The organism is Arthrobacter sp. P4_H3 (assembly GCF_056400885.1).
This window is the reverse complement of sequence record NZ_JBFUKK010000013.1, coordinates 104,115-129,714: the sequence shown is the minus strand read 5'-3', so window position 1 is coordinate 129,714 and position 25,600 is coordinate 104,115. Positions and strand designations below refer to the sequence as shown.

The window sequence follows — 25,600 nt, the reverse complement described above, 5'->3', positions numbered from 1 at the left end:
CCCCGAGCAGAAGGGCAACTTCTACAAGGCCGTGGTGGACGAGCTGCACGAGAAGCTGCTCCTTCGCACCGAGGACGTGTTCTTCAACCTGCAGACGGTTCAGCCGGCCGACTGGTCCATGGGCAACGGCATCGTCACCTACGCCAACGGGGTCCCCGCTGACCGACTCGACCCCAATAGTGTTCCGGCTGATTTCAAGTGGAACTTCCCACCACTGGAAACCTAAATCGGTTCTCGTACAGTCAACGCTGCCGCCGCCATTCTGCGGCGGTAGCGACCGGGATTCGCGATGCAAGCGGGACCGTTCTTGGCCGGTTCGTGCATTCGATCCACATTTATGCGTTGCTGACGGACACGGAGGATTGACATGAAGAAAGTTCTGATCACAGGTGCCGGTACCGGCTTCGGTTATGAGGTTGCTATGCGACTAGCCGAGAAGGGGTTCGAGGTCATCGCAGGCGTGGAGATCTACGCCCAGGTCCAGACGCTCAAGCGTCAGGCGACCGAGCGCGGCGTGACGTTGCAGGTGGAGAAGCTCGACGTCACGAACGACGGAGACCGACGCAAAGCTCTGGGGTGGGATGTGGAGATCCTGGTCAACAACGCCAGCGTCGGTGAGGGCGGTTCCACCGTCGACATTCCCGCCGCGAACATCCGCAACGAGTTCGAGGTCAACGTGACCGGTCCTCTGCTGCTCACGCAGGGCATCGCGAAGCAGATGGTCAAGCGCGGCGAGGGTCGCATCGTGTGGGTCTCCTCGCGGGAGGGCCTGAACGTCAACCCGTTCACCGGCGTCTACGCGGCGTCCAAGCACGCCGTCGAAGCCATCGCCGAGACGATGGCCGACGAGCTGCAGGAGTTCGGCATCCAGGTCGCGACCATCAACCCCGGCCCCTTCCTGACGGGCTTCAACGACCGCATGTTCCAGACATGGCAAAGCTGGGAGGACGAGCCGTCGGAGAGGCTGTTCGACTACTCAAAGCTCTCCTTCCCCCGCGCCCAGTTCGATCCCGAGCCGGTCTACGCAACAATGACGGCTGTCGCGGCCGGGGAGGTCGACTCCTTCCGGAACCTCGAACCGAAATCGATGATCGAGGAGACCAAGAGCCTGCAGCAGGCGCCCTGGGATCGGAAGGTCGCCGACGGCCTCGGCACGCGATTCAAGGCCGTGCAGAACTCCTACGACATGGAGCCCGAGACCCCAGTCTTGGAGTGACCGCACGGCAGAAGGCCCTGACACGATGATTTCGTGTCAGGGCCTTCTGCCGTCAGGGCCTTCTGCCGTGCTAACGAGAACGAGGGTCGAGCCGTGTCGGCGTCAGGCGATGTGAAGGCGCTGAAGAGTCATTGCCATTACGCGGTCGAGGGACTCGGGGCCGCGATTGATCTTGGCCAGGACGCTGGCGCCGATCCATCCGGTGTAGAGATCGAGTGCCAGATCGCGCGGGCCTGCATCGATGGACACGGAGCCGTCTTCGAGGCCTTCCCGGATCATGCGCTCGATACGAGCGACGATCCCTTTCGTCCCCTCGATCAGAGCCAGCCGCATCGACTCGGACAGATCGCTGGCCTCCGCGCCAAGCTTCACCACCAGGCACTTGCCCTGACACTGATCGAAGCTTTGCATGTCGTAGAAGCTCTGCCAGTACTTCGTCAAACGCTCCGAGGCTGTCGTCGGCTCGGCGTGAATCCGATCCATCATGGGGAGGTAGCCGGCGAAGTAGTTTTCGATCAGCGCCTCACCGAAGGCATCTTTCGACGCGAACCAGTGATAGAAGGAGCCTTTCGGGACACCGGCCTCGGCCAGTACCTCGTTCAGTCCGACGGCGGCATAGCCCTTGTGGGCCATGATCCGTTCGGCGGTGTCGAGAATGCTTTGACGGGTGTCCATCACCTTGGTTTGCATAGCACTATTATACGCGCGAATAGACCAGTCGTCTCTTCGATGGGAACCGGTGTCAACCCTGAGCCAGCCGATAGCATGACGGCCTGGCTCACGCCGCATCGCAGCGCCGCCGGAGCACGCCTTCGACACTGCCGCTCGAACACACTTCAGTTCAGCCTTGAGGACTGCAGCCCTTCGCTCAGCGCCGGGGCAAGCGCCAGGCTAGAAAACTTCGTTTCGGACTCGGTTAAGAAGTTTCAAGTGGAACTGAAGTCGGTTTTGCGCATGCACGGCAAACTGCCGACTGCCGACTGCCGACTGCCTAGGCAAATATGGAACGCGATTTCGGCGAATCATTCAATCGGCGCGCCCCATCCGATAGTGGAAATTACGTAAAATTGAGTCGCGCGGCGACTGATACCTGTCTCCATCTCGAGGCCGGCATAGGAAATCTTGTCTTCCCTCAAACCTCCGCCACAGGAGCCGCGAACTGCGCCTCGTACAGCCGCGCGTACGCCCCGCCCGCCTCCAACAGGGAAGCGTGCGTCCCCTGCTCCACGATCTGGCCGGCCTCCATCACCAGGATGAGGTCGGCGTCGCGGATGGTGGACAGGCGGTGCGCAATGACAAAAGAAGTACGGTCGCTCCTCAGCGCACTCATCGCCTTCTGCACCAGCACCTCGGTCCGCGTATCCACTGAAGAAGTCGCCTCATCCAGGATCAGCACCGACGGCCGGGCCAGGAACGCCCGCGCAATCGTCAACAGCTGCTTCTCGCCCGCGGACACGTTGGAACCCTCGTCCTCCAGCACCGTGTCGTACCCCTCCGGCAGCGAGTGCACGAACCGGTCCACATACGTCGCCCGCGCCGCCTCCAATATCTCGTCCTCTGAAGCAGATGGCCGGCCGTACGCAATGTTGTCCCGGATGCTCCCGCCGAACAGCCACGTATCCTGCAGGACCATGCCCAGCCGCGAGCGCAGCTCGTACCGCGTCATCGCGGTGACGTCCACGCCGTCGAGCGTTATCCGCCCCGCATCAATCTCGTAGAACCGCATCATCAGGTTCACCAGCGTCGTCTTCCCGGCCCCGGTCGGCCCAACGATCGCCACCGTCTGCCCCGGCTCGGCCACGAGACTGAGGTCCGAGATCAGCGGTTTGTCCGGCGAGTAGGAGAACGAGACGTTCTCGAACACCAGCCGCCCCCGCCCGCCGTCCGGCGAAGCACCAGGCGACGGATCCGGCGACTGCTCGTCCGTGTCCAGCAGCTCGAACACCCGCTCCGCGGACGCCACCCCGGACTGCAGCAGGTTGGCCATGGACCCCAGCTGCGCCAACGGCATGGTGAACTGCCGCGAGTACTGGATGAACGCCTGCACGTCCCCCAACTGCATGGCCCCGGTCGCCACCTGCAGACCACCCACCACGGCAATCCCCACGTACACCAGGTTCCCGATAAACGTCATGGCCGGCATGATCAGCCCGGAAATGAACTGCGCGCCGAAGCTCGCGTCATACAGCTCCACGTTCTTCTGCCGGAACCGCTCCTCCACCTCGCGCTGCCGGCCGAACACCTTCACCAGCGCATGACCGGTGTACGTCTCCTCGATCTGCCCGTTCAGCTCGCCCGTGTGCTTCCACTGCGCCACGAACAGCTTCTGCGAGCGCTTGGCGATCAGCGCCGTAATCCCCAGCGTCAAAGGAATGGTCACCAGCGCGATCAGCGCCAGCGTGGGCGAGAGGATCACCATCATCACCAGCACGCCCACCACGGTGAGCACCGACGACACCGCCTGGCTGATGGACTGCTGCAGGCTCTGCGAGATGTTGTCCACGTCGTTCGTCACTCGGCTCAGCAGCTCACCGCGCTGGATGGAATCGAAGTACCGCAGCGGCAGCCGGTTGATCTTCGCCTCGATGTCCTCGCGCAGCCCGAACACCGTCCGCTGCACCACCCCGTTCAGCACATACGCCTGCACCCACATAAACGCCGACGCCAGCACGTACAGCACCAGCGCCCAAAGCAGCACGCTGGACAGCGCCGCGAAGTCGATCCCCGCGCCGGGCGTCAGCGCCATGGGCGTCAGCATGTCCGCCTTCTGGTTCTCCCCTGCGGCCCGCAGCTGCGCGATCAGCTGCTCCTTACTTACTCCTGCGGGCAGCTGCTTGGACACCACGCCGGCAAAGATCAGGTTGGTGCCTTCCCCCAGCAGCCGCGGCCCGATCACCGAGAGCGCCACGCTGGCGATGCCCATGACCAGCACCAGCAGCAGCCACGCCCGCTCCGGCCGCAGCGTACCCAGCAGCCGTTTCGCCGACGGCCAGAAGTTCATCGCTTTCTCCGCCGGGACGTTCATCCCGGCGAACGGTCCGCCGTGTCCGGGTCCGCCGCGTGGTCGGGGAATGCGGACGACGTCGGCAGCCCCGGTTTTCCAGCCAGGTGCGGTTCCGCCGGGGGCAGCTGTGTTGGAAGAAGCGGCGCCCGACGCCGGCCGGTTCCGGGTGCTCATACCGTCTCCTCCGCTGCCAGCTGGGACGAGACAATCTCCCGGTATGTCTCCGATGTCTCCAGCAGCTCGGCGTGCGTTCCGCGACCCACGATCCTGCCGTCGTCGAGCACTAATATCTGGTCCGCGTCCGCGATGCTGGAGACCCGCTGGGCGATGATCACCAGCGTGGCGCCGGCGGTGCTGCGCTTGAGGGCCTGGCGGAGCCGGGCGTCGGTGCCCGTGTCCAGCGAGGAGAACGAGTCGTCAAAGATGTACAGCTCGGGACGTTTCACGAGTGCCCGGGCGATGGCGAGGCGCTGCCGCTGGCCGCCGGAGACGTTGGTGCCGCCCTGGGAGATGGGCGCGTCCAGTCCGCCCTCCATGTCCTCCACGAAGTCCCGGGCCTGGGCAATCTCCAGCGCGGTCCAGAGCTCGTCTTCGGTGGCGTCCGGCTTGCCGTACTGCAGGTTGCTGCGGACGGTGCCGGTGAACAGATAGGGCCGCTGCGGCACCAGGCCGATGTGTCCCCAAAGCAGGTCCGGGTGCAGCTCGCGCACGTCCACACCGTCGATCCGGACCGAGCCGGAGGTGGCGTCAAACAGCCGCGGCATGAGGTTCACCAGGGTGGTCTTGCCCGACCCGGTGCTGCCGATGATCGCCGTCGTCTGCCCGGCCCTGGCAGTGAAGCTGAGCCCGGAGAGGACCGGCTGGTCGGCACCCGGGTAGGCGAATCCGGCGTCGACCATTTCCAGTTCGCCGCGGCGGACCGCGCTGCTGACCGGGCTGGCCGGCGGCCGGACGCTGGACTCGGTTCGCAGCACCTCGCCGATCCGGTCGGCCGAGACCGCGGCACGCGGGATCATCACGGCCATAAAGGTGGCCATCATGACGGACATCAGGATCTGCATCAGGTAGCTGAGGAAAGCGATGAGCGTGCCCACCTGCATGGAGCCGTCCTCGATCCGGAACGAGCCAAACCAGATCACGGCCACGCTGGAGACGTTCAGCACCAGCATCACCACCGGGAACGCGAGCGCCATCAGCCGGCCGGCCCGCAGTGCGGTGTCCGTGACGTCCTCGTTGGCGCGGGCGAAGCGGGCGGTTTCGATGTCCTCGCGGACGAAGGCGCGCACCACCCGGATGCCGGTGAGCTGCTCGCGGAGCACCCGGTTCACGGTGTCGATCCGCTTCTGCATCTTCCGGAACAGCGGCACCATCCGGATGATAATGAGCCCCACGCCGATCAGGAGGGCGGGCACGGCCACGGCGATCAGCCAGGACAGCTGCACGTCCTGCCGGACCGCCATGATCACGCCGCCGATGCTCAGCATGGGCGCGGCCACCATCATGGTGGCCGACATCAGCACCAGCTGCTGCACCTGCTGCACATCGTTGGTGGACCGGGTGATCAGGCTGGGAGCCCCGAACTTCGTGACTTCCTGTTCGGAGAACTCCCCGACGCGGGAGAAGATGGCGCCGCGCAGGTCCCGGCCAACACTCATCGCGGCCTTGGCCCCGAAGTACACGGCAACCACGGCGCAGGCGATCTGCAGCAGCGTGATTCCCAGCATCAGGCCACCCAGGCTAAGGATGACGCCGGTGTCGCCCTTGGCCACGCCCTCATCGATGATGTCCGCATTGAGGGTGGGCAGGTACAGGGACGCGATGGACTGCGCCAGCTGGAAAACCACGACGGCGAGCAGCAGCCGCCGCTGCGGCCTCAGGTATTCAACGAGCAGTTTCCAGAGCATGGCGGCTCCTGGTCCAGGGTTCACGGAACGTGATGCGAAGGTCAGTTTACGTCCGGTTGCTGGGGGCAACCAGTAGGTGGCCGGGAGAAGTGGGCGGGTTCTCCCACAGCGTATTCGCCGCACCTCAGGGCTGCGGTGCCCTACGTTTTTTTGCGACGTACCGCCGGGCGTGGAGCGTCGGGTTTGCTCAGCCGCGGCGAGGAGCTGAAAAATCGGCGGTGTCGAGGCTGATCGTGAACGGTCCGTCATTGACCAGGGACAGTTGCATCATGGCCCCGAACCGCCCGGTGGACACCTCCGCCCCAAGCCCGCGCAGGGAAGCAACCAGGTGTTCAATCAAGGGTTCGCTGATGTCCGCAGGCGCCGCGTCCGACCAGGAGGGGCGCCGCCCACGCCTGGTGTCCGCGTACAGCGTGAACTGGCTGACCACCAGCAAGGGGCCGTTCTGCTCGGCACACGACTTCTCGCCGTCAAGGATCCGCAGGGTCCAGATCTTGGCGGCCAGGGCAGCCGCATCGTCCGTAGTGTCCGTGTGGGTTACCCCGGCCAGGACGACGAGTCCCGGGCGGTCGATGGACCCTACTATTTCGCCGTCGACGGTGACCTCGGCTCGGGTGACCCGCTGAAGGATGGCTCGCACGGATCAACCCTAACGGAGTCCGGCATCGGGTCAGGCGCGGGTCAGGCATGCGGCCCCCACTCTCAGCTTGAGGCCGTCAGGCCGACTTCCTCCTTAAGGTGTTGCCGCAACTTGCCCACAATCCTGCCAAGGTCTTCCAGGTCTTCCGGAGTCAGTGCCTCGATAAATAGCTGGCGAATAAGGCGAAGATGCGGGGCGGACGATGCCCTGAACATGCGTGCGCCTTCATCAGTAAGTTCCACCACTGCCCCGCGGCTGTCATTGTCGGACTTTTTCCGGCAGATGAGGCCGCGGCTTTCCATGCGCCCCAGATGGTGTGAGAGCCTGCTCCGCTCCCAACCGATGCCCTCAGCAAGCGCCGATGACCTCAGCCGGTGTTCATCCGCCTCGCTCAGCGCCAGAAGAACCGCGTAGTCACCCGGAGAAACGCCTGAGGTGGCTTGCAGTCCTGCCGCCATCGCCTGCCGGATCTCCTCGCTGGTTTCCACGTACGCGCGCCAGATGGCCAGCTCGTCCGCAGTGGGGCTCCGCCGTCCGGTTTCGCTGCTGTGCTCCATGACATTTTCTCCTTGCTTGACATGTCAACCATACCGGGGTCATGATTGACGCGTCAATTAAGTAATTGACGTATCAATTAGTGAGGCAGTGCGATCATGATCTTTGGTTTGGATACCTTTGGCGATGTCCCGCTGGACGACGCCGGCGTGCCCGTCAGCCATGCCAGGGCCATCCGGCAGCTGGTGGACGAGGCCGTCATTGCCGATCAGCTCGGCGTGGACGTCTTCACGGTGGGAGAACACCACCGCCCGGAGTATTCGGTGTCAACACCGGAGACGGTACTGGCCGGCATGGCTACGGTGACTTCCCGGATCCGCTTGGGATCGGGCGTAACGGTCCTCAGTTCCGACGATCCGGTGCGGGTTTTCCAGCGGTTTGCCACTGTGGACGCCCTGTCCAACGGCCGTGCCGAAGTCATTCTCGGACGGGGATCCTTCACGGAGTCCTTTCCGCTCTTCGGCTACGACCTCAAGGACTACAACATCCTGTTTGAGGAGAAGATCGAACTCTTCGCACAACTCCTCAAGGAGACACCTGTCACCTGGAACGGCACCACGCGGGCACCGTTGGTCGACGCCGATGTGTACCCCAAGACGGAAAACGGCCTCAAGACCTGGGTAGGCGTTGGAGGTACACCCGAATCAGTAGTCCGAACTGCAAAATACGGATTCCCCCTGATGCTCGCCATCATCGGCGGCCAGCCGGAGCGGTTCACACACTTCATCGACCTCTACAAGCGGGCATCTGCAGAATTCGGAACGACGGCCTGGCCCGTGGGGATGCACTCCCCCGGTTTCATTGCAGACACCGACAACGAAGCCAAGGAGGTCTTCTGGCCACACTACAAAGTGGTCCGGGACCGCATCGGAGCACTCCGGGGGTGGCCGCCGGTTCGCCGCGAAGACTTTGAAGCGGAGATTCAGCACGGCTCCATGTACATCGGTTCCCCGGAAACGGTGGCCAAGAAGATCGCCCGCGCGGTTGCAGCCATGGACATTGGGCGCTTTGACCTCATCTTCACCTCCGGAGCCCAGCCCATCAGCGCCCGGCTGAAAGCGGTGGAACTCTACGGCAGCACAGTGGTTCCCATGGTCCGCGAAATCCTCGCCGACAGCGGCCACGCAGCAGGCGCATAACACCCCTCCCAAGTAACAATCAGTCCCCGAGAAAGAACAACACCATGAACATCACCCTCTGGATCGTCACAGCAGTTTTGGCACTTCTTTTCCTTGCCGCCGGCACCATGAAAATCGTCCAGCCCAAGGCAAAGCTGGCCGCCACCGGCCAGGGATGGACTGAGGACTTCTCCGACGGAACCGTCAAGGGCATCGGCGGCCTGGAAGTCCTCGCGGCACTGGGACTTGTCCTCCCTGCCCTTCTCAACATCGGTACCGTCCTGGTTCCCCTGGCGGCCGCAGGACTCTTCGTCCTTATGGCCGGCGCGGCCATTACCCACGCCCGACGCGGCGAAAAGCCCCACGTCATCGTCAACGCAATCCTGGGCATCCTCGCCGCCGGTGTAGCCATCGCCCGATTCGGACCGTACGGCTTCTGATTATTACGCATCCAAGGTCAGGGCGAAGTCGCTGCACCAACCCGCGCGTCAAAGCGCCGCCGGTACTCCGTGGGCGTCGTGGAGAAGGCGGCAGCGAAGTTCTGGCGCAGCGTGACGGCATTTCCGAATCCGCAGTCGGCGGAGATCTGGTCTATCGACAGGTCCGTGGTCTCGAGCAGCCGCCGGGCTGCGTCAAGGCGGCGGGCGCGGATCCAGGCGGCCGGCGTCGTTCCTGTTGCTGCCCGGAAGGCGCGGACAAAGGTGCGTCGGCTCAAATGCGCCTGGACCGCGAGCCGGTCAATGGTGAGAGGCTCACCCAGGCGGCCCAGGGCCCATTCCAGCAGTCGCGAGATCGGGTCGTCCGTGGAGCGCGGCGGGACCGGCCGCTCAATGTACTGCGCCTGACCGCCCTCACGGTGCGGAGCGATGACCAGGCTTCGTGCCACCTTGTTCGCTGCTTCCGCCCCCAGCCGGGCGCGCACCACGTGCAGGCAGGCGTCCAGCGCGGAAGCGGTGCCGGCCGATGTCAGAACGTCCCCGTGGTCGATATAGAGCACAGACTGGTCCAACGGGACATCGGGGTGGCGCACCGCAAGGGAATCGAACGCCTGCCAGTGCGTGACGGCCCGGCGCCCCGCAAGCAGCCCCGCGTCCGCCACCGGGATCGCGCCCAGGCACAACCCCAAGATCGGCACGCCCCGGACATGCGCGCCTTGGAGCACACGCCGCAGCGAATCACCAAGCATGCGCCCGTCGTCGAACCATGAAGGCACCACCACAATGTCCGCCGTATCCGCGGCCCCGGGCCCCTTGACTCCCCCCAGCCGATACCCCTCAGCGGTTGTTATCTCGCCTGCCCGGTCCGAAAAGAGGACCGTCTCCCACCCGGCAAGGCCCTGGCGGGCCACCTCGTCAAAAACCATCTGCGGAACGGCAAGGTGAAACATGGTTACCCCGTCGAAGGCGTAGACAGCGATCCTCATCCTGCACCTCTTCCTGGAGATTGGCACCTCTTCCTGGAGATTGGCCCGATTCCATCGTATATACGCCTTCGTGCCACTGTTGGCCTTCGTCGGCAGCATGAAGACTGGAGAAGTCGCCAGAAGGCGGCCCAAACCATCAGGAGAACCAAGAACATGACCAGCCCCCGCCGCGCCCTCATCCTGATCGACGTGCAGCAGCAGTACTTCGGCGGCCCGCTCGAGATCCAGTATCCGCCCCACCAGGAGTCGCTGCCCGCAATTGCGCGGGCCGTGGACGCTGCCACTGCCGCGGGCATTCCCATCGCCGCGATTCAGCACTCCGCCGGTGTTGGTGCGCCGGTCTTTGCGCCCGGCACACCGGAGTTCGACCTGCACCCGGAGATTGAACTCCGCAGGACCGCCGCCTGGAAGTCAGTGGTCAAACAGTACGGGTCCGTGTACGCCGATACGGACCTCGCCGCCTGGCTGCGCCAACACGACGTCGACACGGTCACCCTGGCGGGCTACATGACCAACAACTGCGTGCTCGCCTCAGCCGTGGAAGCAGAGTTCCTTGGCTTCAGCACCGAGGTTCTCTCAGATGCCACCGGGGCCATCAACCTCGCCAACGACGCAGGCTTCGCTGACGCAAAGACGGTCCACACGACACTCCTGACGTTGCTGAACTCGAACTGGGCAGCAGTGGCGGATACTGCTGCATGGACCAAAGCGCTGGACAGCCAGCAGGCTCTGACAGGGAGTGACCTCGGCAGCTCAGCGGTGGCCGGCTCCAGGCTGGTCCCCCAGGCATAACCAAGCCCAACAACTCTCAGGGACGTATTGAATGAAGTGGATTCTTCTGGCCGGCGCGATCATCAGTGAGGTGACTGCGTCCCTTTCCTTGAAGGCTGCCCTGGATCATCCTGCCTTCTTCGTTGTTGTTGTCCTCGGCTACACCGCTTCCTTCGGTTTCCTCGCAGGGGTCCTCCGCAAAGGCCTTGGCCTGGGGGTCGCCTACGGCATCTGGGCTGCACTGGGCGTAACTCTCACGGTGCTGCTGGCAGCCCTCATCTTCGGCGAAACACTGACCCCTGTCATGCTGGTCGGCGTGGCCATGGTCATCGGCGGGGTCCTCTGCGTTGAACTCGGATCGCACAAAACGCCGGCCGAAGAGCAGGCAAAGGAAATGGCCAACTCATGATGTGGCTTCTGCTGGCAGGGGCCATCCTTACCGAGGTGACCGCCACCTTGTTCCTTCGTGTCGCTTCCACCGGCAAGCGCCGCTGGTACATACCGGTCGGCGTCGGGTATTTCCTGGCGTTTGTCCTCCTCACCCTGACCCTGGACCAGGGAATGAGCCTGGGAGTTGCGTACGGCACCTGGGCAGCTGCCGGCGTCGCCCTGACCGCACTGGGAAGCCGTGTCTTCTTCAAGGAGAGGATCACGCCCGTCATGATGCTGGGGCTCGGCCTCATCATCGGCGGCGTCCTGCTCATTGAACTGGGCGCCGCCCACTAGGCAGGAAGTGCTGGATGCCGCCCAGGCGGAGGACGCACCCGATGTTCCCCTTGGCGCACCAGATTCGAAGGCCACTGTACGACTCGAGGGGCGAGGCGGGGTGTGGCCTGCGAAGCTGGCGTGGCTGTGGGGGTTCTTCGCCCGCACCGTCACTGCCTCCGGCTCAGTGCCGTTGGATGGCTCAGTATCCCTTGGATGAGTAGGCGCCGAGGGCACGGCTGATCTCCCGTGCGGTTCCCCGCGCGGCCTCGCCGTACTCGTCGAATTTGCCGGGGGTAATCCGGCTCGACGGCCCCGAGATCGAAATGGATCCGGCCGCTGTCTGGCCCGGCCCCAGAACGGCGACGCCTATTGACGTAATTCCGGTGCTCAGGCCTTGTTCGTTGATTGAAAAACCGCGTAATTGCGTTTCCACGATCACCTTCCGAAGCGACTCGGGGTCCACGACGGTCTGCGGGGTGACGGCTTCCAGGGGGTCGGACAGGTACTCGGAAAGATAGCTGTCCGTTGCCGCGGCCAGGTAAGCGATCCCGGTCGCCGAAGCGTGCATGGGGACCCGCGAACCCAGGGGAAGGAACGCACGGAGGACGTGCGGGGTGTCAAGCCGTTCGATGACCACCATGGACCGGCGATCCGGCACGGCGAGGTGCACCGTCTCCGTTGTATCCAGCTGCAGGGCGTTCAACGGCCCCATCGCGACGTCGCGAATCAAGGAACCGCTGCTGCCCCTGCTGGCCACGGCAAAAGCGTGATTGGTCAGAACCCATTTCCCGGCGTTCGCTTCCGATTGCGATACCCAACCGAGCTCGCCAAGTGTCCGCAGCATACGCAGCACGGTGGCCTTGGGAACGTCGGTGTCCCGGCTCAGTTCAGAAAGCCCCGCTGGCTGGTTGTCTGACACGGCTTCAAGAACCCTCATCGCAGTCACAACACTCTGCGTGCTCACCCAGACCTCCAACCGCCCGCCTTGACCGCCTACTTTTCGTGATCTACATTACAGGCAATCGGCAGAAATGAACCATTGGTTCATACAGTGAACCGACCGTTTTATCAAAGGAGATAACAATGGGTTTACAGATTGCGGCACTTGCTATTTTCGTGGCGGTGTTTGTCTTGGCCACCCTGCGCAAGGTCCACATCGGCGTGCTGATGTTTGCGGCAGCTGCAGCCGTGGGCGTGGGGATGGCAGGGATGAGCATCGACAAGGTGGTGGCCGGCTTCCCCATCGGAATCCTTGTCCTCCTGGTCGGAGTGACCTACTTCTTCTCCATCGCCCAGACCAACGGCACAGTCGACCGAATCATTGAACTGGCAATCTCCAAGGTCGGAGACAGGGCGTTCTTCCTCCCGCTGGCCTTCTTCGCGCTCACGGTGGGCATCTCAGCCATGGGGTCGCCCCTTGCCGGGCTGGTGATGGCTCCCATGGGGATGCCGCTGGCGAAGAGATACAACATCGACCGCATGCTGATGGGACTGGCCATTGGCTCGGGCCTCAGCGCGGGAGGGTTCGCCCCCACCAGCCTGTTCGGCATCGTCACCTACGGCACGGCCCAAGCTGCAGGCGTCCAGCTCAGCCCGCTGTCCCTTTTCGGGGTGGCGCTGGCAGTCAATTTCCTCCTCCTGACCGCCGCTTACATTCTTTTCGGCGGGTTCAAACTGTTGAACACCCGCACCTCCGACGGGGTGGGCGGCAACCTTCCACGCTTCAGTGAAGGCCGCCGGACGCCGTCGCATCCTTTCGAGTTTGAAGGCGACGCCACCAGCGGCACCCGGCGTGCGGTTCAACAGGTGCAGGTTCTCGACGACGCGTCCGCCGTGCCGCCTGCTGCCGCCGCAACAAGAATGGACCGGAACCAGGTTGTCACGGTCCTCTGCATGGCAGGGCTGGTGTTGACAGTCATCCTGATGGCCTTCTTTGGTACGAACCCGGACATCGGGGTCCTCTGCTTCGCTTTCGCATCGGTCCTCACGCTTGTTGATCCCAAGTCAGGCAAGACCGCGGTCTCCAAAATCGATTGGTCCACGGTGCTGCTCGTGGGAGGAATCATCACTTTTGTCGGAGTGCTGCAGACCATGGGCGCGGTCGCCCTGCTCGGGCAGGCAGCCAGTGCCGTCGGGACCCCGCTGCTTGCAGCCCTGGTTATTTGCGCCATCGGCGGCCTTGTGTCCGCGTTCGCCTCCACCACCGGGATGCTGGCGGCGCTGGTGCCGCTTGCTCTCCCCCTGGTCGCATCGGGGAACATCGCCGGCTGGGCGGTAATCGCCGCCCTGGGCGTCTGTTCATCCATCGTGGACGTCTCGCCGTTCTCCACTGTTGGCGCAACCTTCGTAGCAACCGTCGACGAGGATGAACGGCCGCGGATGACGAAACTGCTCACACGCTGGGGCCCGTCGATGGTTGTCATCGGTCCGCTTCTGCTGGTCGGCGTCCTCGTACTTCCCGCAAGTCTCTGAACGCACCTCCACAATCCTTTCCGCAACGATTGAAGGGCACCACCATGATCAAGCCGCTCCACGGAATCACCGTTGTTGACCTGAGCCGGGCGCTGGCCGGTCCCTACTGCACCGCGCTGCTGGCCGACATGGGCGCGAAGATCATCAAGGTCGAAAGCATCAACGGCGGCGATACTGCCCGCCAGTGGGGGCCCTTTCAAGGCGATCACAGCCTCTACTTCGACTCGGTCAACCGCAACAAGCAATCTGTATGCCTCGATTTCTACTCCGCCGAAGGACAGGAGATCATCGGACAACTCATCACGCAGGCAGACGTCCTGGTGGAGAATTTCAAGCCCGGCACCTTGGAAAAAATGGGACTGACGGCAGAACGGCTCGACGAACTCAATCCTCGACTTATCGTCGGCTCAGTCACCGGCTTCGGAGACTCGGGGCCGCTGAAGGACAACCCCGGGCTCGACCAGGTCATTCAGGGGATGTCCGGCCTCATGTCCGTCACAGGGCCGGCACCGGACAGCACCTACCGGGTGGGAGTTCCCATAGTCGACATCACGTCCGGCATGATCTGTGCGTTCGGAATAGTGTCAGCGCTGGTGGGCCAAAGCAACAGGCAGCGCATCCGCCGGGTTTCAACCTCCCTGCTGGAAACTGCACTGTGTCTTTCTGTCTTCCAGGGCCAAAAAGCACTCAGTCATGGCGAGGCACCACGCCCTCAGGGCAACAACCACCCGGTCATCGCCCCCTACGGCATGTACCAAACCGCCACCGACCCCATCACCATCGCCGTAGGCAACGACAGGCAATGGCGGGTTCTGTGCCAACTTCTCGGCATTCCCCTGGCTGTGGAGGATCCCCGGTTCGTCACCGGGCTGGACCGCTCTGCGAACAGGGACCAGCTGACGGAGCTCATTGAAGCCTGCCTCGCGTCGCGCCCTACGGAAAAATGGGTGGTCATGATCAGCGAGGCAGGCATCCCGTGCGGACCGATTTACGACTACACGCAGGCTTTGGCTTCTGAGCAGGTCGCTGCACTTGGCCTGATTCACCAGGGCCACCGGCGCGACGGTTCCCTCCTGCCCCTCCTCCGGGGCCCATTGAGCCTCGATGGGCAGGCCAGCGAAGTCTGTTCGCCGCCTCCTCTCCTGGGCGAACACACGGCAGGGGTCCTGCAGGATCTGGGCTTCTCAGACGATGAAATTGAGCGGCTCAGCGCTGACGGCCGCCTCAAGACCAGCCAGGAAGCGGCATAGGCATGAGCGATCCAGCACTTCACCCGGGAATCAACGTAAGCATCCGGGAAAACGTGGCAACGGTGGAGATCAACAACCCCGCCCAGCGAAATGCCCTGACCAAGGCAATGTGCCTCGAGATCCAAGATGCGATGCCCAAGCTGGACGCCGATCCGGACATCAACGTGGTGGTCCTGCGCGGAGCCGGCGACACCTTCTGCGCCGGCGCAGCCCTGGATGAGCTGGGTTCGGTGCTTCTGGACCGGCAGAGTGACAACACGGTGGTCGATCATCTCAGCGGTGCCGACCTGTCCATCAATTCGGTTGCCAAGCCGACCGTGGCACTGGTGGACGGGGCTTGCATGGGCGGCGGCTGGCAGATCGCCTCGGCCTGCGATTTCATCATCGCCAGCGAAAGGTCTATGTTCGCCATCACCCCGGCCAAGATCGGAATCATCTACCCGAGGACTGGAATCGAGCGGCTCGTGCGGCTGGTGGGCCACGCCAACGCGAAGTTCATTCTCCTGACCGGTCAGACGTTCACTTCAGCCCAGGCCCAGTCCCTCGGACTGGTGGCGGAGACGGTTCCCGGGCGCGAATTTGATGTCCGCGGCGCCGCCCTTGTCCGGTCCCTCGGGACCCGATCGCAATTCTCCACACACTCCATGAAACGCCTGGTGAATCTTACGGATACGAACCACCCCCGGATCGACGAGGAATGGGAAGACGCGTGGGCCGCCATGCCGGACAGCCCCGACATGGGAATCGGCATCGATGCATTCCTCAACGGCAGGCAGCCGGAGTTCACCTGGCGCCCCACGGGCTGATCGGCGCGGCTAATTACCGAGGGCCGCGGAGCACTCCGTCCGCCCCTGTTATTCGAGGTGCACGGGCCGGGCTGAACCGGCCGCGGCCTGCTTGCCCCGGAAGAACCAGGCCAGCAGCACCGTGCCCAGCACGGCGATCGCGGTGGACACCATGGCCAGCGCCGGAACCAGCGGAAGGACAACGAAGACGACGACGGCGCCCACCGCCAGCGCGATCACCGTGGTGCGCGGCTGCTTCATGGACACGATCGCCTGCACCAGAACTGCCCCGAGAACGGCAGGCAGGACATACAGCCGGGTCACGTTCATGACGCTGGGAGGGATGACGCTGATGAGCCAGCTGCCCAGCAGCCCCACGAAGATGGCCAGGGAGGCCAGGTGCACGGCGGCGGCACCGCAGATGGCGACGACGGCGGCGAGCTGGCCGCGCTTGGTGCCGGCCTTCGCACCGATGTTGGTCTGGGCGATGAGCGCCGCGGGCAGCAGCTTGTTGGAGATGTTGCCGATCATGAACGCCTGGTACATCGCCGCCGGACCCAGGATGGGATAGTACGTGAGCGGCTCCACGATCCAGATGATCCCGAACGTGGCGGCAACGGCAGCGAACGCCACCCAGAGCTGGGCGGGGGCGATGTCCAGTCCGCCGGCGAAGACGAGGTAGAGCGGGCCTGCGACGGACACCAGCAGGCCGGCGATCATGGTGATGCGGCCCCAGCGCGAGGTGGTGCGGTCGAACTCGCCCATGGCGAGCTCGGTGGAAGCGGGTGCGGTGCGGGTGGTGGTCATGTCAGTGTTCCTTTGCGTTGCTTGCTGGTCCGGGAAATGGGGAGACTCGGGAGCCGGTCACGCGGCAAGGGCGCCGCCGGAGGCCAGGAAGGCGGTGCCGAGGGCGGCAACGATGGAAATGCCCAGGCCCCATTCCCGCAGCCAGCTCCTGCCCGTGACCTTGGCTAGCAGCAGGCACAGGCTCATGACGGCGGCGGACGCGACGAAGGCTGCGATGTGCGTGGCCGACTTAGGGAGTTCCGACAGGCCAAGGCACGCGAACGCGCCGATGAGGGCGCCCGCCGGGACGATGGCCATCGCTGCCGGGTTGAGGGCCCGGACCTTGGCGTCGCCGCGCCGGAGCAGCGGGGTGAGGGTGAGCGTGGCGATCATCCACATGGCCCCGCCGATGCTCATGGCGAAGAACGCCACCGCGAAGACGCTCTGGGTGTAGCTCGAATCGCCCAGCTTGGCCCCCATGGTTCCGGCTGCGATGCCGGCGGCGGAGACGTCGTAGGCGGCCGAGCCGATCAGCCCGATCCGGGACAGCACCGCCGGCGCCCCGAAAAGAGCCAGGAGCGCGATGGCCACGAGTGCGACGGCGAGGGACGGGCCGATCGCCGAGACGGCGCCGGAGCGGAACGACGTCCTGATGTCCTCCGGTGTCATCTCCACCGCGGGAGCCGCGCGGCGGACCGCACGGAGGAAGATCAGCGACTGGACCACAATCACGCCGAAAACGCCGGCGACGCAGATCCAGAGGACCGGGGTGTTGGCGATGGCGAGGATGTCCGTGGAGCCGTTCGGTGCCATGGGTACGTGCATGGGAACCTCCTGTTCAAGCCCGCTGCGGGTCCGGAGCTGCCAACGCAGCCGACCTCTCCAGACAGGGGCGGAAATCTGAACCTTCAAGACCGGATCGGCCAGCAGGTATGCATTACTGTGTGTCGCCGACCACACGGACCGCAACGGTTGACGGAATCGGCCAGAATTTTGGCGGGATCAGTCATGAGCCGGTTCGTTGCCCGAAGCCCCTTTCCCGCGGCGGTTCCGTTGCTGCAGACTTCAGGGACGGATCAACCGCACGCAAAAGGAGCACCATGTCTGACCCCATCGGCAACCTGTCCGCCGTCGAGCTCACCGCCGCCATCCGGAACAGGGAGCTCTCCGCCCGGGAGGCCTTGGCCGCCCATCTGGAGCGGATTGCGGACGTGAATCCGGTGCTCAACGCCGTAGTGACCCTGGACGCCGAGGGTGCGGAGAAGCTGGCCGCCCGGGCGGACGATGTCACGGCTTCGGGGGCCGAGCTGCCGCCGCTGCACGGGCTGCCGATGACCCACAAGGACACGAACAACACCGCCGGTATGCGCACTACGCAGGGATCGCTGGTGCTGAGGGACTTCGTTCCCGACGCCGATGACCTGATCGTCGCCCGGCTGAAGGCGGCCGGGGTGGTGAGCACCGGAAAGTCGAACGTCCCGGAATTCGGCGCCGGCTCGCACACCTTCAATGAGCTCTTCGGCACCACTACGAATCCTTACGCCCCCACGCTCAGTGCCGGCGGCAGCAGCGGCGGGGTGGCCGCCGTCGTCGGCTCCCGGGTTCAGGCGATCGGCGACGGCAGTGACATGGGCGGCTCGTTGCGGATCCCGGCGTCGTTCTGCAACATTGTGGGGTTCCGCCCCTCGCAGGCCGTGATCCCCATGCCGTCGGAACAGAACGCGTATGCCTGGCTGGGCCGCACCGGTCCAATGGCGCGCACGGTGGAGGACATTGCCCTGTTCATGTCCGTCACAGCCGGTTCCGACCTGCGTGTTCCTTACCCGCAGGGCCTGGATCCCGCCGTGTTCCGTTCGCGGCTTGAGACGGACATGAGCGGTGTGCGGATCGGCTGGTCCCGCGACTTCGGGATCGGCGTGCCCGTGGAGCCGGAGATCCTGGAGCACCTGGAACGGCAGCTCGCGGTGTTCGAGGAACTGGGCGCCGTGGTGGAGGAGGCCACGCCGGACTTCCGGGACGCCGACCTGGTGTTCGGCAACACCAGAGCACTGGACTTCGCTGCGGGTCTGGGCATCTTGGTGGAACAGCACGGCGAGCTGATCAAGCCCGAGGTCCGGTGGAACGTGGCCAAGGGACTCGCGCTGACGGCGGAGGACACTATTGCCACCAACGCTGCCCGCACCCGTCTGGAGCGCAGCGTTCAGGCGTTCTTCGGCCGGTACGACCTCTTCGCCAGCCCCTGCGCCCAGGTGCTGCCGTTCGATGCTTCCCTCAGGTATCCGCAGGAGGTGGCCGGAGTCCGGTCCGAGACGTACCTGGACTGGATGCGCTCGGCCTGCCTGCTCTCGGCTACCGGACTGCCGGTGCTTAGCGTGCCGGCCGGGTTCAGCGCGGCCGGACTGCCCATCGGGCTGCAGCTGGCCTCAAACCACTACACGGACATGCAGCTGCTCCGCTGGGGGCGGGCGTTCGAGCAGCAGACGGGCTACGCCGCCGTCGCCCCTGACCTTGCTGGCCTCAGCCAGCAGCCCGCATGATCTTGCCGCCGCGTTTGCGGGCGTCCAGCAACAACGAAACGTCCACCGCCGTCGCAGTGGCTGCCCAGCCCGAAGCGGTGATGAAGCGGTAGAGGGACGGCAGGTCCCCCACCGTCACATCGGCCACGATCTGGTAGCCGCCGGCGATCGCGGCGGCGTACCGGACCGCCGGCATGTCGGCCAGGGCCTTGCCCAGCTGCTCCACGTGGTTTGGCGCGGCCCGGATCCACAGTAGGGCCTCAACCGCGAGCCCGAGCGCAGCTGGCTCCACCACCACGCGCAGCTGGACCTGGTTGTTGGCCAGCAGCCAGTCGCACCGGCGGCGGGCCGTGGCTTCGGAGACCCCCACCCGGCGGGCCAACGCCTCGAAACTGATCCGGCCGTCGGCACAAAGGGCTTCGACCAGCTCGGTGTCCTGCCGGTTCAGGTCCTGCCTGGACGCAAACACGCCCGCGTCCGCGGCAACCGGCGAGCGCAGCGCGTCAGCCTGCTCGGCGGTCAGCATCTCCGGCCGCCAGCCCTGGATGGTGCGAAAGTAGCGCAGTACCGGGTAGCTCACTGAATGCTGCAGCCCGATCGTCGAGGGCAGTTCGTCGGCGAGGATATCCCCCATCCGGTCCCGGTCCGTGAGGATCTCAGCGACGCAGTCACCGCTGCCGGTGATCGTGTAAACAAACGTGCTGTCCGGCCGCTGCGCCAGCGACTGGGCAGCGGCGCGGGCAGTGCCCGGCGTGCAGCGCATCTCCACCAGCATGGACGCCGGGTGCGGCCGCACGGCAGCCACCGCCACCACTCCCGACTCAAGCAGTTGGGCACCGCGCCGCGCCACGGTCCGCTCCGCTTCCCCGAGCACCGCGGCCATCTTCCGCCACGGGCACCGCGGGTCCAGCTGCAGGGCGGCCACGATCTGACGCTCCAGTGAATCCAGCAGGATCATCCGCGCACCGGCTTCCCTTGTTGCTCCCTTGCATCTGCCTGGACTATTCCAGCATCCGCCGGGAAATGCTCCTAACGGTGTCGGAGCGCGGACTTTCTCTGGTTCACGGGAAGCACGGGCGTGGAGGGTCTTGGCTTCCCCACCCAGGTGGAACAGGATGTGAACGACAGGTGCACCAATTGGAGGGGACTATGGGCGGATTGGATGATCTTCTGGCTCAGTCCAACGAGCGATGGGCCCACGCGGCGAGAAGGGCACAGGGCCTTACCGACAAAGGCCTGGGTGACGCCGTCAGGATCTACTACACACGGTTCTTCCCCATCGGGCTGCTGGTGCTGCTCCTGCTGGGCACGTTAATCGGGATGTTCGCTTTGGGCGCCGAGCCTGCTGAATGGCCGCGGTTTCTGGTCTTCGGGTGTTTCCTCGCGGCACTCGGCGCCGCAATCAGCGGCTTCGTCTACAACGCCAAGCGGGTGCGGCCGGCAGCGGACGTGGGCAGGATCGACGTGCTGCTGTCACTCGAAAGCCATGAGCGAAAGCACCTGCGGAGGCAGATCCTGGGCAAGGCGCCCCTGGAACCGGAACACCTGGCCGTCGCCCTGGGCGCGGCGGTGCAGATCCGGAAGGGCCTGGCCACACAGCTCGTGCTGGCGCCGATCTATCCGCTGGCCTTCATCCCCCAGGCTGTGAACTTCATCGTGCGCGGCGACACCCTCATTGGCTGGGTCATGGCGGTCTGGGTGGTTGCTCTGTTCGTTGGAGCCGGGCTGCTCATCCGGGACTTCCGGCGCACGGGCAAGTTCCTGGAACGAACGGCGGCACACGCCGCCAGCGGAAGTCCGGCGCCGTAAGGACCGGCTGCGGCTCCTTCCGCGCGTGCCCGCCCCCATGTGACAAGACGGCAACCGGCCCAGTGGCTAGGCTGGAGCTTCGGCGCGCCGAGTGGCACGCAAATGCATGTCTAATTGGGGGATTTCTTTTGGGCGAACAGCGTTTGATTTTTGGCGGATCAGCCACGATTCCGAAAGTCCTGAGGGCGTCGACGGCGTTCTGGCTGGCCAGCGGACTGGTCGGCGGCATCCTGCCGTTGATCCTTAAGCTTGCCGGCGCCGGCGGGGCCATTTCCGGGGAGGGCTGGACCATGGCCGCCATCGCGTTGCCGGTTATTGCCCTTCAGGTGTGGGCTGCTCTCCGTCTCCTGGGAGGCGCCGGATGGGCGCGCTTCCTGCTGACGGTATTCGCCATTCTCACGGCAACCGGCGCGGCGTTCGGGCCGACACCGCTCGAGATTGCTGGCCTGGCCCTGACATTGGCCGGCGCCGTGCTGATGTGGCTGCCCGCGGCCAGCGCCTTCTTCCGGCCGCCGGCGTCCGACTACCTCAGCCTGAGGTAAATGCCGCTCGTAGCCCGGCGTCTGGTTTGGGTACGCGCCGAACTTAGGGTCTTCTCCCTAGGTGCACTGCGGTCCAGGGAGGCGACGCGGCTGCCACCGGTGAATCCGTTCGGTCATCCTGTTGCCCTTGCCCATGCCGGTACGGTCTCGCCTTTAGGCTTCCAGCCGAGCTCGAGTGAGATGGACATGGTCGTCGCCAAAAGGTCGGGAACGCTGCGGCGGAGCTCGTCCAAGCCGGTCTTCTCCCGGAACGTTGTAATTGAAATTGCGCCTGCGACGCGGTCTGCGTGATCCCATACGGGTGCCGCTATGCAGTTCGAGACGATGTCGAACTCGCCGTTGTCCTCAGCCCATCCTCGTGCGCGTACCGTTTCAAGACGCTTCACAAATTCGCTCCTGGAAGTGATGGAGTTGGGCGTCCGTTGTTCGAACGTAGCGTTGTCCAGGATGGATTCACGACGGACGTCATCAATGAACGCGAGAATGGCCTTGCTGACCCCGGCCGTGTGGATGACTACGAATCCACCGATTCTTGTATTCAGGCTGATGGATTGTTCGGGTTCGACCTTATCGACATAGACAATGCGGCTGGCTTCCGGCACAGCGAACTGAACGGTGTGGCCAAGGTGTTCGCTGAGTCGGACAATGTGAGGGTGAACGACCGACCTGAGATCGAACTGTTCCAAGGCTGACTGTGCCAGGCCGGCAAGTCTGAACCCCACACCGTAATAGCCGCGCTCATCGGTCCGCACAAACCCAGCTTCGATCATGGTCTGCAGGATCCTGGATGCGGTTGTCCGGTGAACGCCCAAGTCCGCGGCGATGTCTTTAAGCGTCCGCGGGTGTTCACTGCAATATTCCAGAATTTGGATTGCCCGGGCTACCGTCTGCGACATGGTTTCTGCTCGATCCTGTGTTTTGGTGGTCGGTCGGGTTCGCGGTTCATCAGCTGATCAGGCTTCCCAGTCTAGACAGCAGTCCAATTGACCGTGGCGGCATAACGCGGTTGCCCAGGGCCGGAAGCAGGCCCGCCGGTCAGGTCGCCCCCCCCTTTCGCCACTTTCGCGCGGGGTGCAGAGGACGAACACCAGTCACCCCTTCCACAGCACCAATGTGCAACATGCGCACGCCCTGTGTATAAATCTACGATTCCACGCGAGCTGCAGTCAATGCAGATCGCACAGCTCCGCAATAAAACAAACAGAATCTCGTGCGCCTCTTGCACCACCTGTGCATATGGTGCACACTATTTCCTGAGTACGACCGGTCGCGGGGATCGCCAGATGATCCGTTGCGGCCTTGAATTAAGCCAAAGGAGTCTTGATGAAGACATTGATTTCAGCCAGACAGCGCTCGGCCCAGCTCACATTCGGGGAGCTTGGAGACCGGACTCTGGCAAAGGTACGTCGCCGGATCATCCCTGTGATCTGCCTTCTATACTTCGTCGCATTTTTAGACCGGAACAACGTCGGTTTTGCCAAACTGACCATGAGCGAAGACATCGGCCTGACCGCCACCGCCTACGGCCTTGGTGCCGGTATCTTCTTTATTGGATATGCCCTGTTCGAAGTCCCGAGCAACGGCGGCATGTACCGGTTCGGGGCGAGGAAGTGGATCGCCCGGATCCTGATCAGCTGGGGCATCTGCGCGACAGCGATGGCACTGGTCAACGGTGAGACGACGTTTTACGTCATCCGTTTCCTGCTTGGAGCCGCCGAAGCCGGCTTCTTCCCCGCCGTTGTCTTCTACCTCACCCTTTGGTTCCCGGCGGCCCAACGGGTCACCGTACTGGGGCTGTTCATCCTCGCGCAGCCGGTCTCCAACGCAATCGGCGCTCCCCTCTCGGGACTGCTACTGAACCTGAACGGGCTGATGGGCCTCCACGGGTGGCAGTGGCTATACATCGTTGAAGGCATTCCGGCCATCATCCTGGGGTTCATGGCCCCACGGTTGCTGACCGACCGCCCGGAAGAGGCCCACTGGCTCCGTCCGGACGAACGCAGTTGGCTGAGCACGACCATGGCCCGTGAGTTGGCGGAGAAGCAGTGCGGCGGAACGCACACTTTCATGGACGGGTTGAAGGACCGGCGCGCCCTCGTGTACGCATTCCTGAACTTTGGCATGGTGTGCGGCATCTACGGTTTTGGATTGTGGCTGCCCACCGTGGTCGCCGGACTGGGCAAGCTGGATCCCGCCCAAGTCGGCTTCATCGTCGTCATTCCCTACGCGGCCGCGGCGTTCTTCGTCTTCTACTGGAGCCGCCGGTCGGACCGGACCGGCAAACGCGCTGCCCACGCCAGCATCAGTATGCTCATCGCAGCATTCGGGCTGACGGGAGCAGCGTTCCTCCTCCCGGTCAACCCTGTCGCAGCACTGGCGTTCCTCACGATTGCCGCCATGGGCGTGTTCTCGGCGACTGCACCCCTACTCTCCATGCCATCGGCCGCCTTGGGCGGCGCAGCCGCCGCAGCGGGACTGGCGCTGGTCAACTCCATTGGAAACGTCGGAGGATTCGTAGCTCCATACGCTGTCGGGCTCCTCAATGACGCCACACACAGCAACCTCGCCGGACTGCTCTTTCTAGCCGGCTGCCTGGTGATCACGGCCATCGCCACGTTCCTCTACGCCCGGAAGCGGCCCGAAGGCACAGCCGCTCCCAGCGCCGTCGCCGCAGCCGAACTCGCAAAAACCATTTAGTCGCAGCCGGGAAACCGGCTGGCATGAAAGGAATAAGTCATCGTGTTTGAACAGTCACTACGTGGAAAGACCGCTCTGGTTACAGGCGGCGGCACCGGCATCGGACAAGGCATCGCCCTGGCCCTCGCCAGGGCCGGAGCCAGAATCGCCATCACATACAACAACCACAAACCCGATCAGGATTTCGCCGAGGACGTGGAACGCCACACAGGACACCCCCTGACGTCCCTGCAGCTGGATGCCACAATCGAAACGGAAGTCCAGAGGACGGTCGAGGACCTCGGCCGCGACTTTGGACGGCTGGACATTCTTGTAAACAATGTCGGCGGCCTCATCGAGCGTTCTGCCATCGGCGATATGGATTTCAAACTCTGGAAGCAGGTTCTGGCCGTCAACCTGGACAGCACCTTCCTGATGACCCATTTCGCCCTGCCACTGATGAACGGCGGCGGCCGCATAATAAATATCGCCTCGCTGGCAGGACGCAACGGCGGACACGCCGGGGCGACAGCCTACGCCACATCCAAGGCCGCTATCTTTGGCTTCACCCGTGGGCTTTCAAAGGAACTGGCATCATCCGGTATCACCGTCAATGCCCTGGCCCCTGGCTTCATCGAAGCGACACCCTTCCATGACACCTTCACCACCGCGGAGTCCAAAGCCGCCACGGTCGAGACAATCCCGCTTGGAAGGGCAGGTGTTCCCGAAGACGTTGCAGGCGCGGCATTGTGGCTTGCTTCCGAGCACGCTCGCTTCGTCACGGGCACCATTGTCGACATCAACGGCGGACAGTACTTCGCATGATCACCGGACAGCTGACGCATCCACGAATCATCTCCGCGCTGGCAGCCGCCGGCCATGGTGCCACCGTCCTCATCACAGATGGACACTATTCTGCAGCGACCGCAGTCGGACCCAACGCAGAAACCGTCTATCTGAACCTGCAGGCCGACTTTCCAACAGTGCCCCAGGTCCTGTCTGCCATCCTCTGCTCCGTCCACATCGAAAAACTAACGCGGATCAATCCCTCCAAAGATGCAACCCCGTGCCTTGTTCATACAGAAATCGATGACCTAATGCCCAAAGGCACCGAAATGGAGTTCGTTGACCGATTCGAATTCTACGACCTCGCCAGGTCACAAAATCTTGCCTTGTGCGTCGTGACCGGCGATTCACGGCGGTTCGCGAACGCATTGCTAACTGTTGGCGTGCTCCCGAAGGGAAACGCTGAGGGAACCCTGACGCCATAACCAGGAACGGCTCCTCCGGGCGGCATGCACCAACACTTTCCAAGCTCCGGACCGCTCTGCAGTTATGCGCGCCCGGGTGACCGTGCCGGTCACAGGTAGTGGCTGCTGTGCCCGGCACGGTGTCTTCCTGGAACCCAACGACAAGTTGGGCACA

Annotated in this window: 27 protein-coding genes; 16 read left to right on the top strand and 11 right to left on the bottom strand. The window is 64.0% G+C overall.

What is annotated here, in order from left to right; translation table 11 throughout:
• Both AC1DRE_RS17445 and AC1DRE_RS17440 read left to right on the top strand, forming a co-directional pair.
• Positions 1-226 (top strand): tautomerase family protein (locus AC1DRE_RS17445; protein ID WP_476985776.1); only part of this gene is annotated, 226 nt, incomplete at its 5' end.
• A gap of 141 nt (positions 227-367) precedes the next feature.
• Positions 368-1,216, top strand: coding sequence for an SDR family oxidoreductase (locus AC1DRE_RS17440; RefSeq protein WP_476985775.1), 849 nt, complete (start codon positions 368-370; stop codon positions 1,214-1,216).
• A 102-nt stretch (positions 1,217-1,318) separates the two neighbouring features.
• On the opposite strand, the gene AC1DRE_RS17435 is transcribed toward AC1DRE_RS17440, so the two are convergent.
• The 5 genes from AC1DRE_RS17435 to AC1DRE_RS17415 all read right to left on the bottom strand — a co-directional run bounded on the left by AC1DRE_RS17435 (position 1,319) and on the right by AC1DRE_RS17415 (position 7,321).
• On the bottom strand, positions 1,319-1,906 hold the full coding sequence (locus tag AC1DRE_RS17435) for a TetR/AcrR family transcriptional regulator (RefSeq protein ID WP_476985774.1): 588 nt from the start codon (positions 1,904-1,906) through the stop codon (positions 1,319-1,321).
• Between the two features lie 442 nt (positions 1,907-2,348).
• Positions 2,349-4,394 (bottom strand): ABC transporter ATP-binding protein, encoded by a 2,046-nt coding sequence (locus AC1DRE_RS17430; protein WP_476985773.1) that lies wholly within the window; start codon positions 4,392-4,394, stop codon positions 2,349-2,351.
• The gene (locus AC1DRE_RS17425) at positions 4,391-6,124 is read right to left on the bottom strand and encodes an ABC transporter ATP-binding protein (protein WP_476985772.1); all 1,734 of its coding nucleotides are present in this window, start codon (positions 6,122-6,124) and stop codon (positions 4,391-4,393) included. The genes AC1DRE_RS17430 and AC1DRE_RS17425 overlap by 4 nt, the downstream gene beginning before the upstream one ends.
• 187 nt (positions 6,125-6,311) lie before the next feature.
• On the bottom strand, positions 6,312-6,764 hold the full coding sequence (dtd, locus tag AC1DRE_RS17420; protein WP_476985771.1) for a D-aminoacyl-tRNA deacylase: 453 nt from the start codon (positions 6,762-6,764) through the stop codon (positions 6,312-6,314).
• A gap of 62 nt (positions 6,765-6,826) precedes the next feature.
• Positions 6,827-7,321 (bottom strand): MarR family winged helix-turn-helix transcriptional regulator, encoded by a 495-nt coding sequence (locus tag AC1DRE_RS17415; RefSeq protein WP_476985770.1) that lies wholly within the window; start codon positions 7,319-7,321, stop codon positions 6,827-6,829.
• Between the two features lie 96 nt (positions 7,322-7,417).
• On the opposite strand from AC1DRE_RS17415, the gene AC1DRE_RS17410 reads away from it, so the two are divergent.
• Together AC1DRE_RS17410 and AC1DRE_RS17405 are read left to right on the top strand one after the other, a co-directional pair.
• Positions 7,418-8,458, top strand: coding sequence for an LLM class flavin-dependent oxidoreductase (locus AC1DRE_RS17410; RefSeq protein WP_476985769.1), 1,041 nt, complete (start codon positions 7,418-7,420; stop codon positions 8,456-8,458).
• Between the two features lie 44 nt (positions 8,459-8,502).
• Complete coding sequence (locus AC1DRE_RS17405) at positions 8,503-8,877, top strand: DoxX family protein (protein WP_476985768.1); 375 nt, start codon at positions 8,503-8,505, stop codon at positions 8,875-8,877.
• A gap of 17 nt (positions 8,878-8,894) precedes the next feature.
• On the opposite strand, the gene AC1DRE_RS17400 is transcribed toward AC1DRE_RS17405, so the two are convergent.
• Complete coding sequence (locus AC1DRE_RS17400; RefSeq protein ID WP_476985767.1) at positions 8,895-9,860, bottom strand: GlxA family transcriptional regulator; 966 nt, start codon at positions 9,858-9,860, stop codon at positions 8,895-8,897.
• Positions 9,861-10,013: 153 nt separating this feature from the next.
• Here AC1DRE_RS17400 and AC1DRE_RS17395 point away from each other — a divergent pair, with 153 nt between their 5' ends.
• The 3 genes from AC1DRE_RS17395 to AC1DRE_RS17385 are packed head-to-tail and all read left to right on the top strand — an operon-like array spanning position 10,014 to position 11,357.
• On the top strand, positions 10,014-10,652 hold the full coding sequence (locus AC1DRE_RS17395; RefSeq protein ID WP_476985766.1) for an isochorismatase family protein: 639 nt from the start codon (positions 10,014-10,016) through the stop codon (positions 10,650-10,652).
• 31 nt (positions 10,653-10,683) lie between these two features.
• Positions 10,684-11,040, top strand: coding sequence for a DMT family transporter (locus AC1DRE_RS17390; protein WP_476985765.1), 357 nt, complete (start codon positions 10,684-10,686; stop codon positions 11,038-11,040).
• Positions 11,037-11,357 carry a DMT family transporter gene (locus AC1DRE_RS17385; RefSeq protein ID WP_476985764.1) on the top strand — a complete coding sequence of 107 codons (321 nt, stop codon included), beginning with the start codon at positions 11,037-11,039 and terminating at the stop codon, positions 11,355-11,357. Before AC1DRE_RS17390 ends, AC1DRE_RS17385 begins: the two co-directional genes overlap by 4 nt.
• A gap of 181 nt (positions 11,358-11,538) precedes the next feature.
• Here the strand turns inward: AC1DRE_RS17385 and AC1DRE_RS17380 are convergent, their stop codons facing one another.
• Positions 11,539-12,303, bottom strand: a complete 765-nt coding sequence (locus AC1DRE_RS17380; protein WP_476985763.1) for an IclR family transcriptional regulator — start codon at positions 12,301-12,303, stop codon at positions 11,539-11,541.
• 119 nt (positions 12,304-12,422) lie between these two features.
• Between AC1DRE_RS17380 and AC1DRE_RS17375 the strand changes: the two genes are divergently transcribed.
• The 3 genes from AC1DRE_RS17375 to AC1DRE_RS17365 are packed head-to-tail and all read left to right on the top strand — an operon-like array spanning position 12,423 to position 15,867.
• The gene (locus tag AC1DRE_RS17375; RefSeq protein WP_476985762.1) at positions 12,423-13,811 is read left to right on the top strand and encodes an SLC13 family permease; all 1,389 of its coding nucleotides are present in this window, start codon (positions 12,423-12,425) and stop codon (positions 13,809-13,811) included.
• A gap of 44 nt (positions 13,812-13,855) precedes the next feature.
• On the top strand, positions 13,856-15,061 hold the full coding sequence (locus tag AC1DRE_RS17370; RefSeq protein WP_476985761.1) for a CaiB/BaiF CoA transferase family protein: 1,206 nt from the start codon (positions 13,856-13,858) through the stop codon (positions 15,059-15,061).
• A 2-nt stretch (positions 15,062-15,063) separates the two neighbouring features.
• Complete coding sequence (locus AC1DRE_RS17365; protein WP_476985760.1) at positions 15,064-15,867, top strand: enoyl-CoA hydratase/isomerase family protein; 804 nt, start codon at positions 15,064-15,066, stop codon at positions 15,865-15,867.
• A gap of 48 nt (positions 15,868-15,915) precedes the next feature.
• On the opposite strand, the gene AC1DRE_RS17360 is transcribed toward AC1DRE_RS17365, so the two are convergent.
• Together AC1DRE_RS17360 and AC1DRE_RS17355 are read right to left on the bottom strand one after the other, a co-directional pair.
• Entirely contained in the window at positions 15,916-16,653 is a 738-nt protein-coding gene (locus AC1DRE_RS17360) for a hypothetical protein (RefSeq protein WP_476985759.1), read from the bottom strand.
• 57 nt (positions 16,654-16,710) lie between these two features.
• On the bottom strand, positions 16,711-17,457 hold the full coding sequence (locus AC1DRE_RS17355; RefSeq protein ID WP_476985758.1) for a DUF5058 family protein: 747 nt from the start codon (positions 17,455-17,457) through the stop codon (positions 16,711-16,713).
• Between the two features lie 275 nt (positions 17,458-17,732).
• Here AC1DRE_RS17355 and AC1DRE_RS17350 point away from each other — a divergent pair, with 275 nt between their 5' ends.
• Positions 17,733-19,169, top strand: coding sequence for an amidase (locus AC1DRE_RS17350; RefSeq protein ID WP_476985757.1), 1,437 nt, complete (start codon positions 17,733-17,735; stop codon positions 19,167-19,169).
• On the opposite strand, the gene AC1DRE_RS17345 is transcribed toward AC1DRE_RS17350, so the two are convergent.
• Positions 19,150-20,106, bottom strand: coding sequence for an Lrp/AsnC family transcriptional regulator (locus AC1DRE_RS17345; RefSeq protein WP_476985756.1), 957 nt, complete (start codon positions 20,104-20,106; stop codon positions 19,150-19,152). The genes AC1DRE_RS17350 and AC1DRE_RS17345 overlap by 20 nt on opposite strands.
• 191 nt (positions 20,107-20,297) lie before the next feature.
• On the opposite strand from AC1DRE_RS17345, the gene AC1DRE_RS17340 reads away from it, so the two are divergent.
• Both AC1DRE_RS17340 and AC1DRE_RS17335 read left to right on the top strand, forming a co-directional pair.
• Positions 20,298-20,957, top strand: a complete 660-nt coding sequence (locus AC1DRE_RS17340) for a hypothetical protein (RefSeq protein ID WP_476985755.1) — start codon at positions 20,298-20,300, stop codon at positions 20,955-20,957.
• Positions 20,958-21,085: 128 nt separating this feature from the next.
• Positions 21,086-21,499 carry a hypothetical protein gene (locus AC1DRE_RS17335; RefSeq protein WP_476985754.1) on the top strand — a complete coding sequence of 138 codons (414 nt, stop codon included), beginning with the start codon at positions 21,086-21,088 and terminating at the stop codon, positions 21,497-21,499.
• A 113-nt stretch (positions 21,500-21,612) separates the two neighbouring features.
• Here AC1DRE_RS17335 and AC1DRE_RS17330 read toward each other — a convergent pair whose 3' ends face one another.
• Complete coding sequence (locus AC1DRE_RS17330) at positions 21,613-22,395, bottom strand: IclR family transcriptional regulator (RefSeq protein ID WP_476985753.1); 783 nt, start codon at positions 22,393-22,395, stop codon at positions 21,613-21,615.
• Positions 22,396-22,822: 427 nt separating this feature from the next.
• Here AC1DRE_RS17330 and AC1DRE_RS17325 point away from each other — a divergent pair, with 427 nt between their 5' ends.
• The 3 genes from AC1DRE_RS17325 to AC1DRE_RS17315 are packed head-to-tail and all read left to right on the top strand — an operon-like array spanning position 22,823 to position 25,446.
• Positions 22,823-24,196, top strand: a complete 1,374-nt coding sequence (locus tag AC1DRE_RS17325; RefSeq protein WP_476985752.1) for an MFS transporter — start codon at positions 22,823-22,825, stop codon at positions 24,194-24,196.
• A gap of 42 nt (positions 24,197-24,238) precedes the next feature.
• Positions 24,239-25,000: an SDR family NAD(P)-dependent oxidoreductase gene (locus AC1DRE_RS17320; RefSeq protein WP_476985751.1), complete on the top strand. Its 762-nt coding sequence runs from the start codon at positions 24,239-24,241 to the stop codon at positions 24,998-25,000.
• Positions 24,997-25,446 (top strand): RbsD/FucU domain-containing protein, encoded by a 450-nt coding sequence (locus AC1DRE_RS17315; RefSeq protein WP_476985750.1) that lies wholly within the window; start codon positions 24,997-24,999, stop codon positions 25,444-25,446. The genes AC1DRE_RS17320 and AC1DRE_RS17315 overlap by 4 nt, the downstream gene beginning before the upstream one ends.
• Positions 25,447-25,600 lie beyond the last annotated feature (154 nt).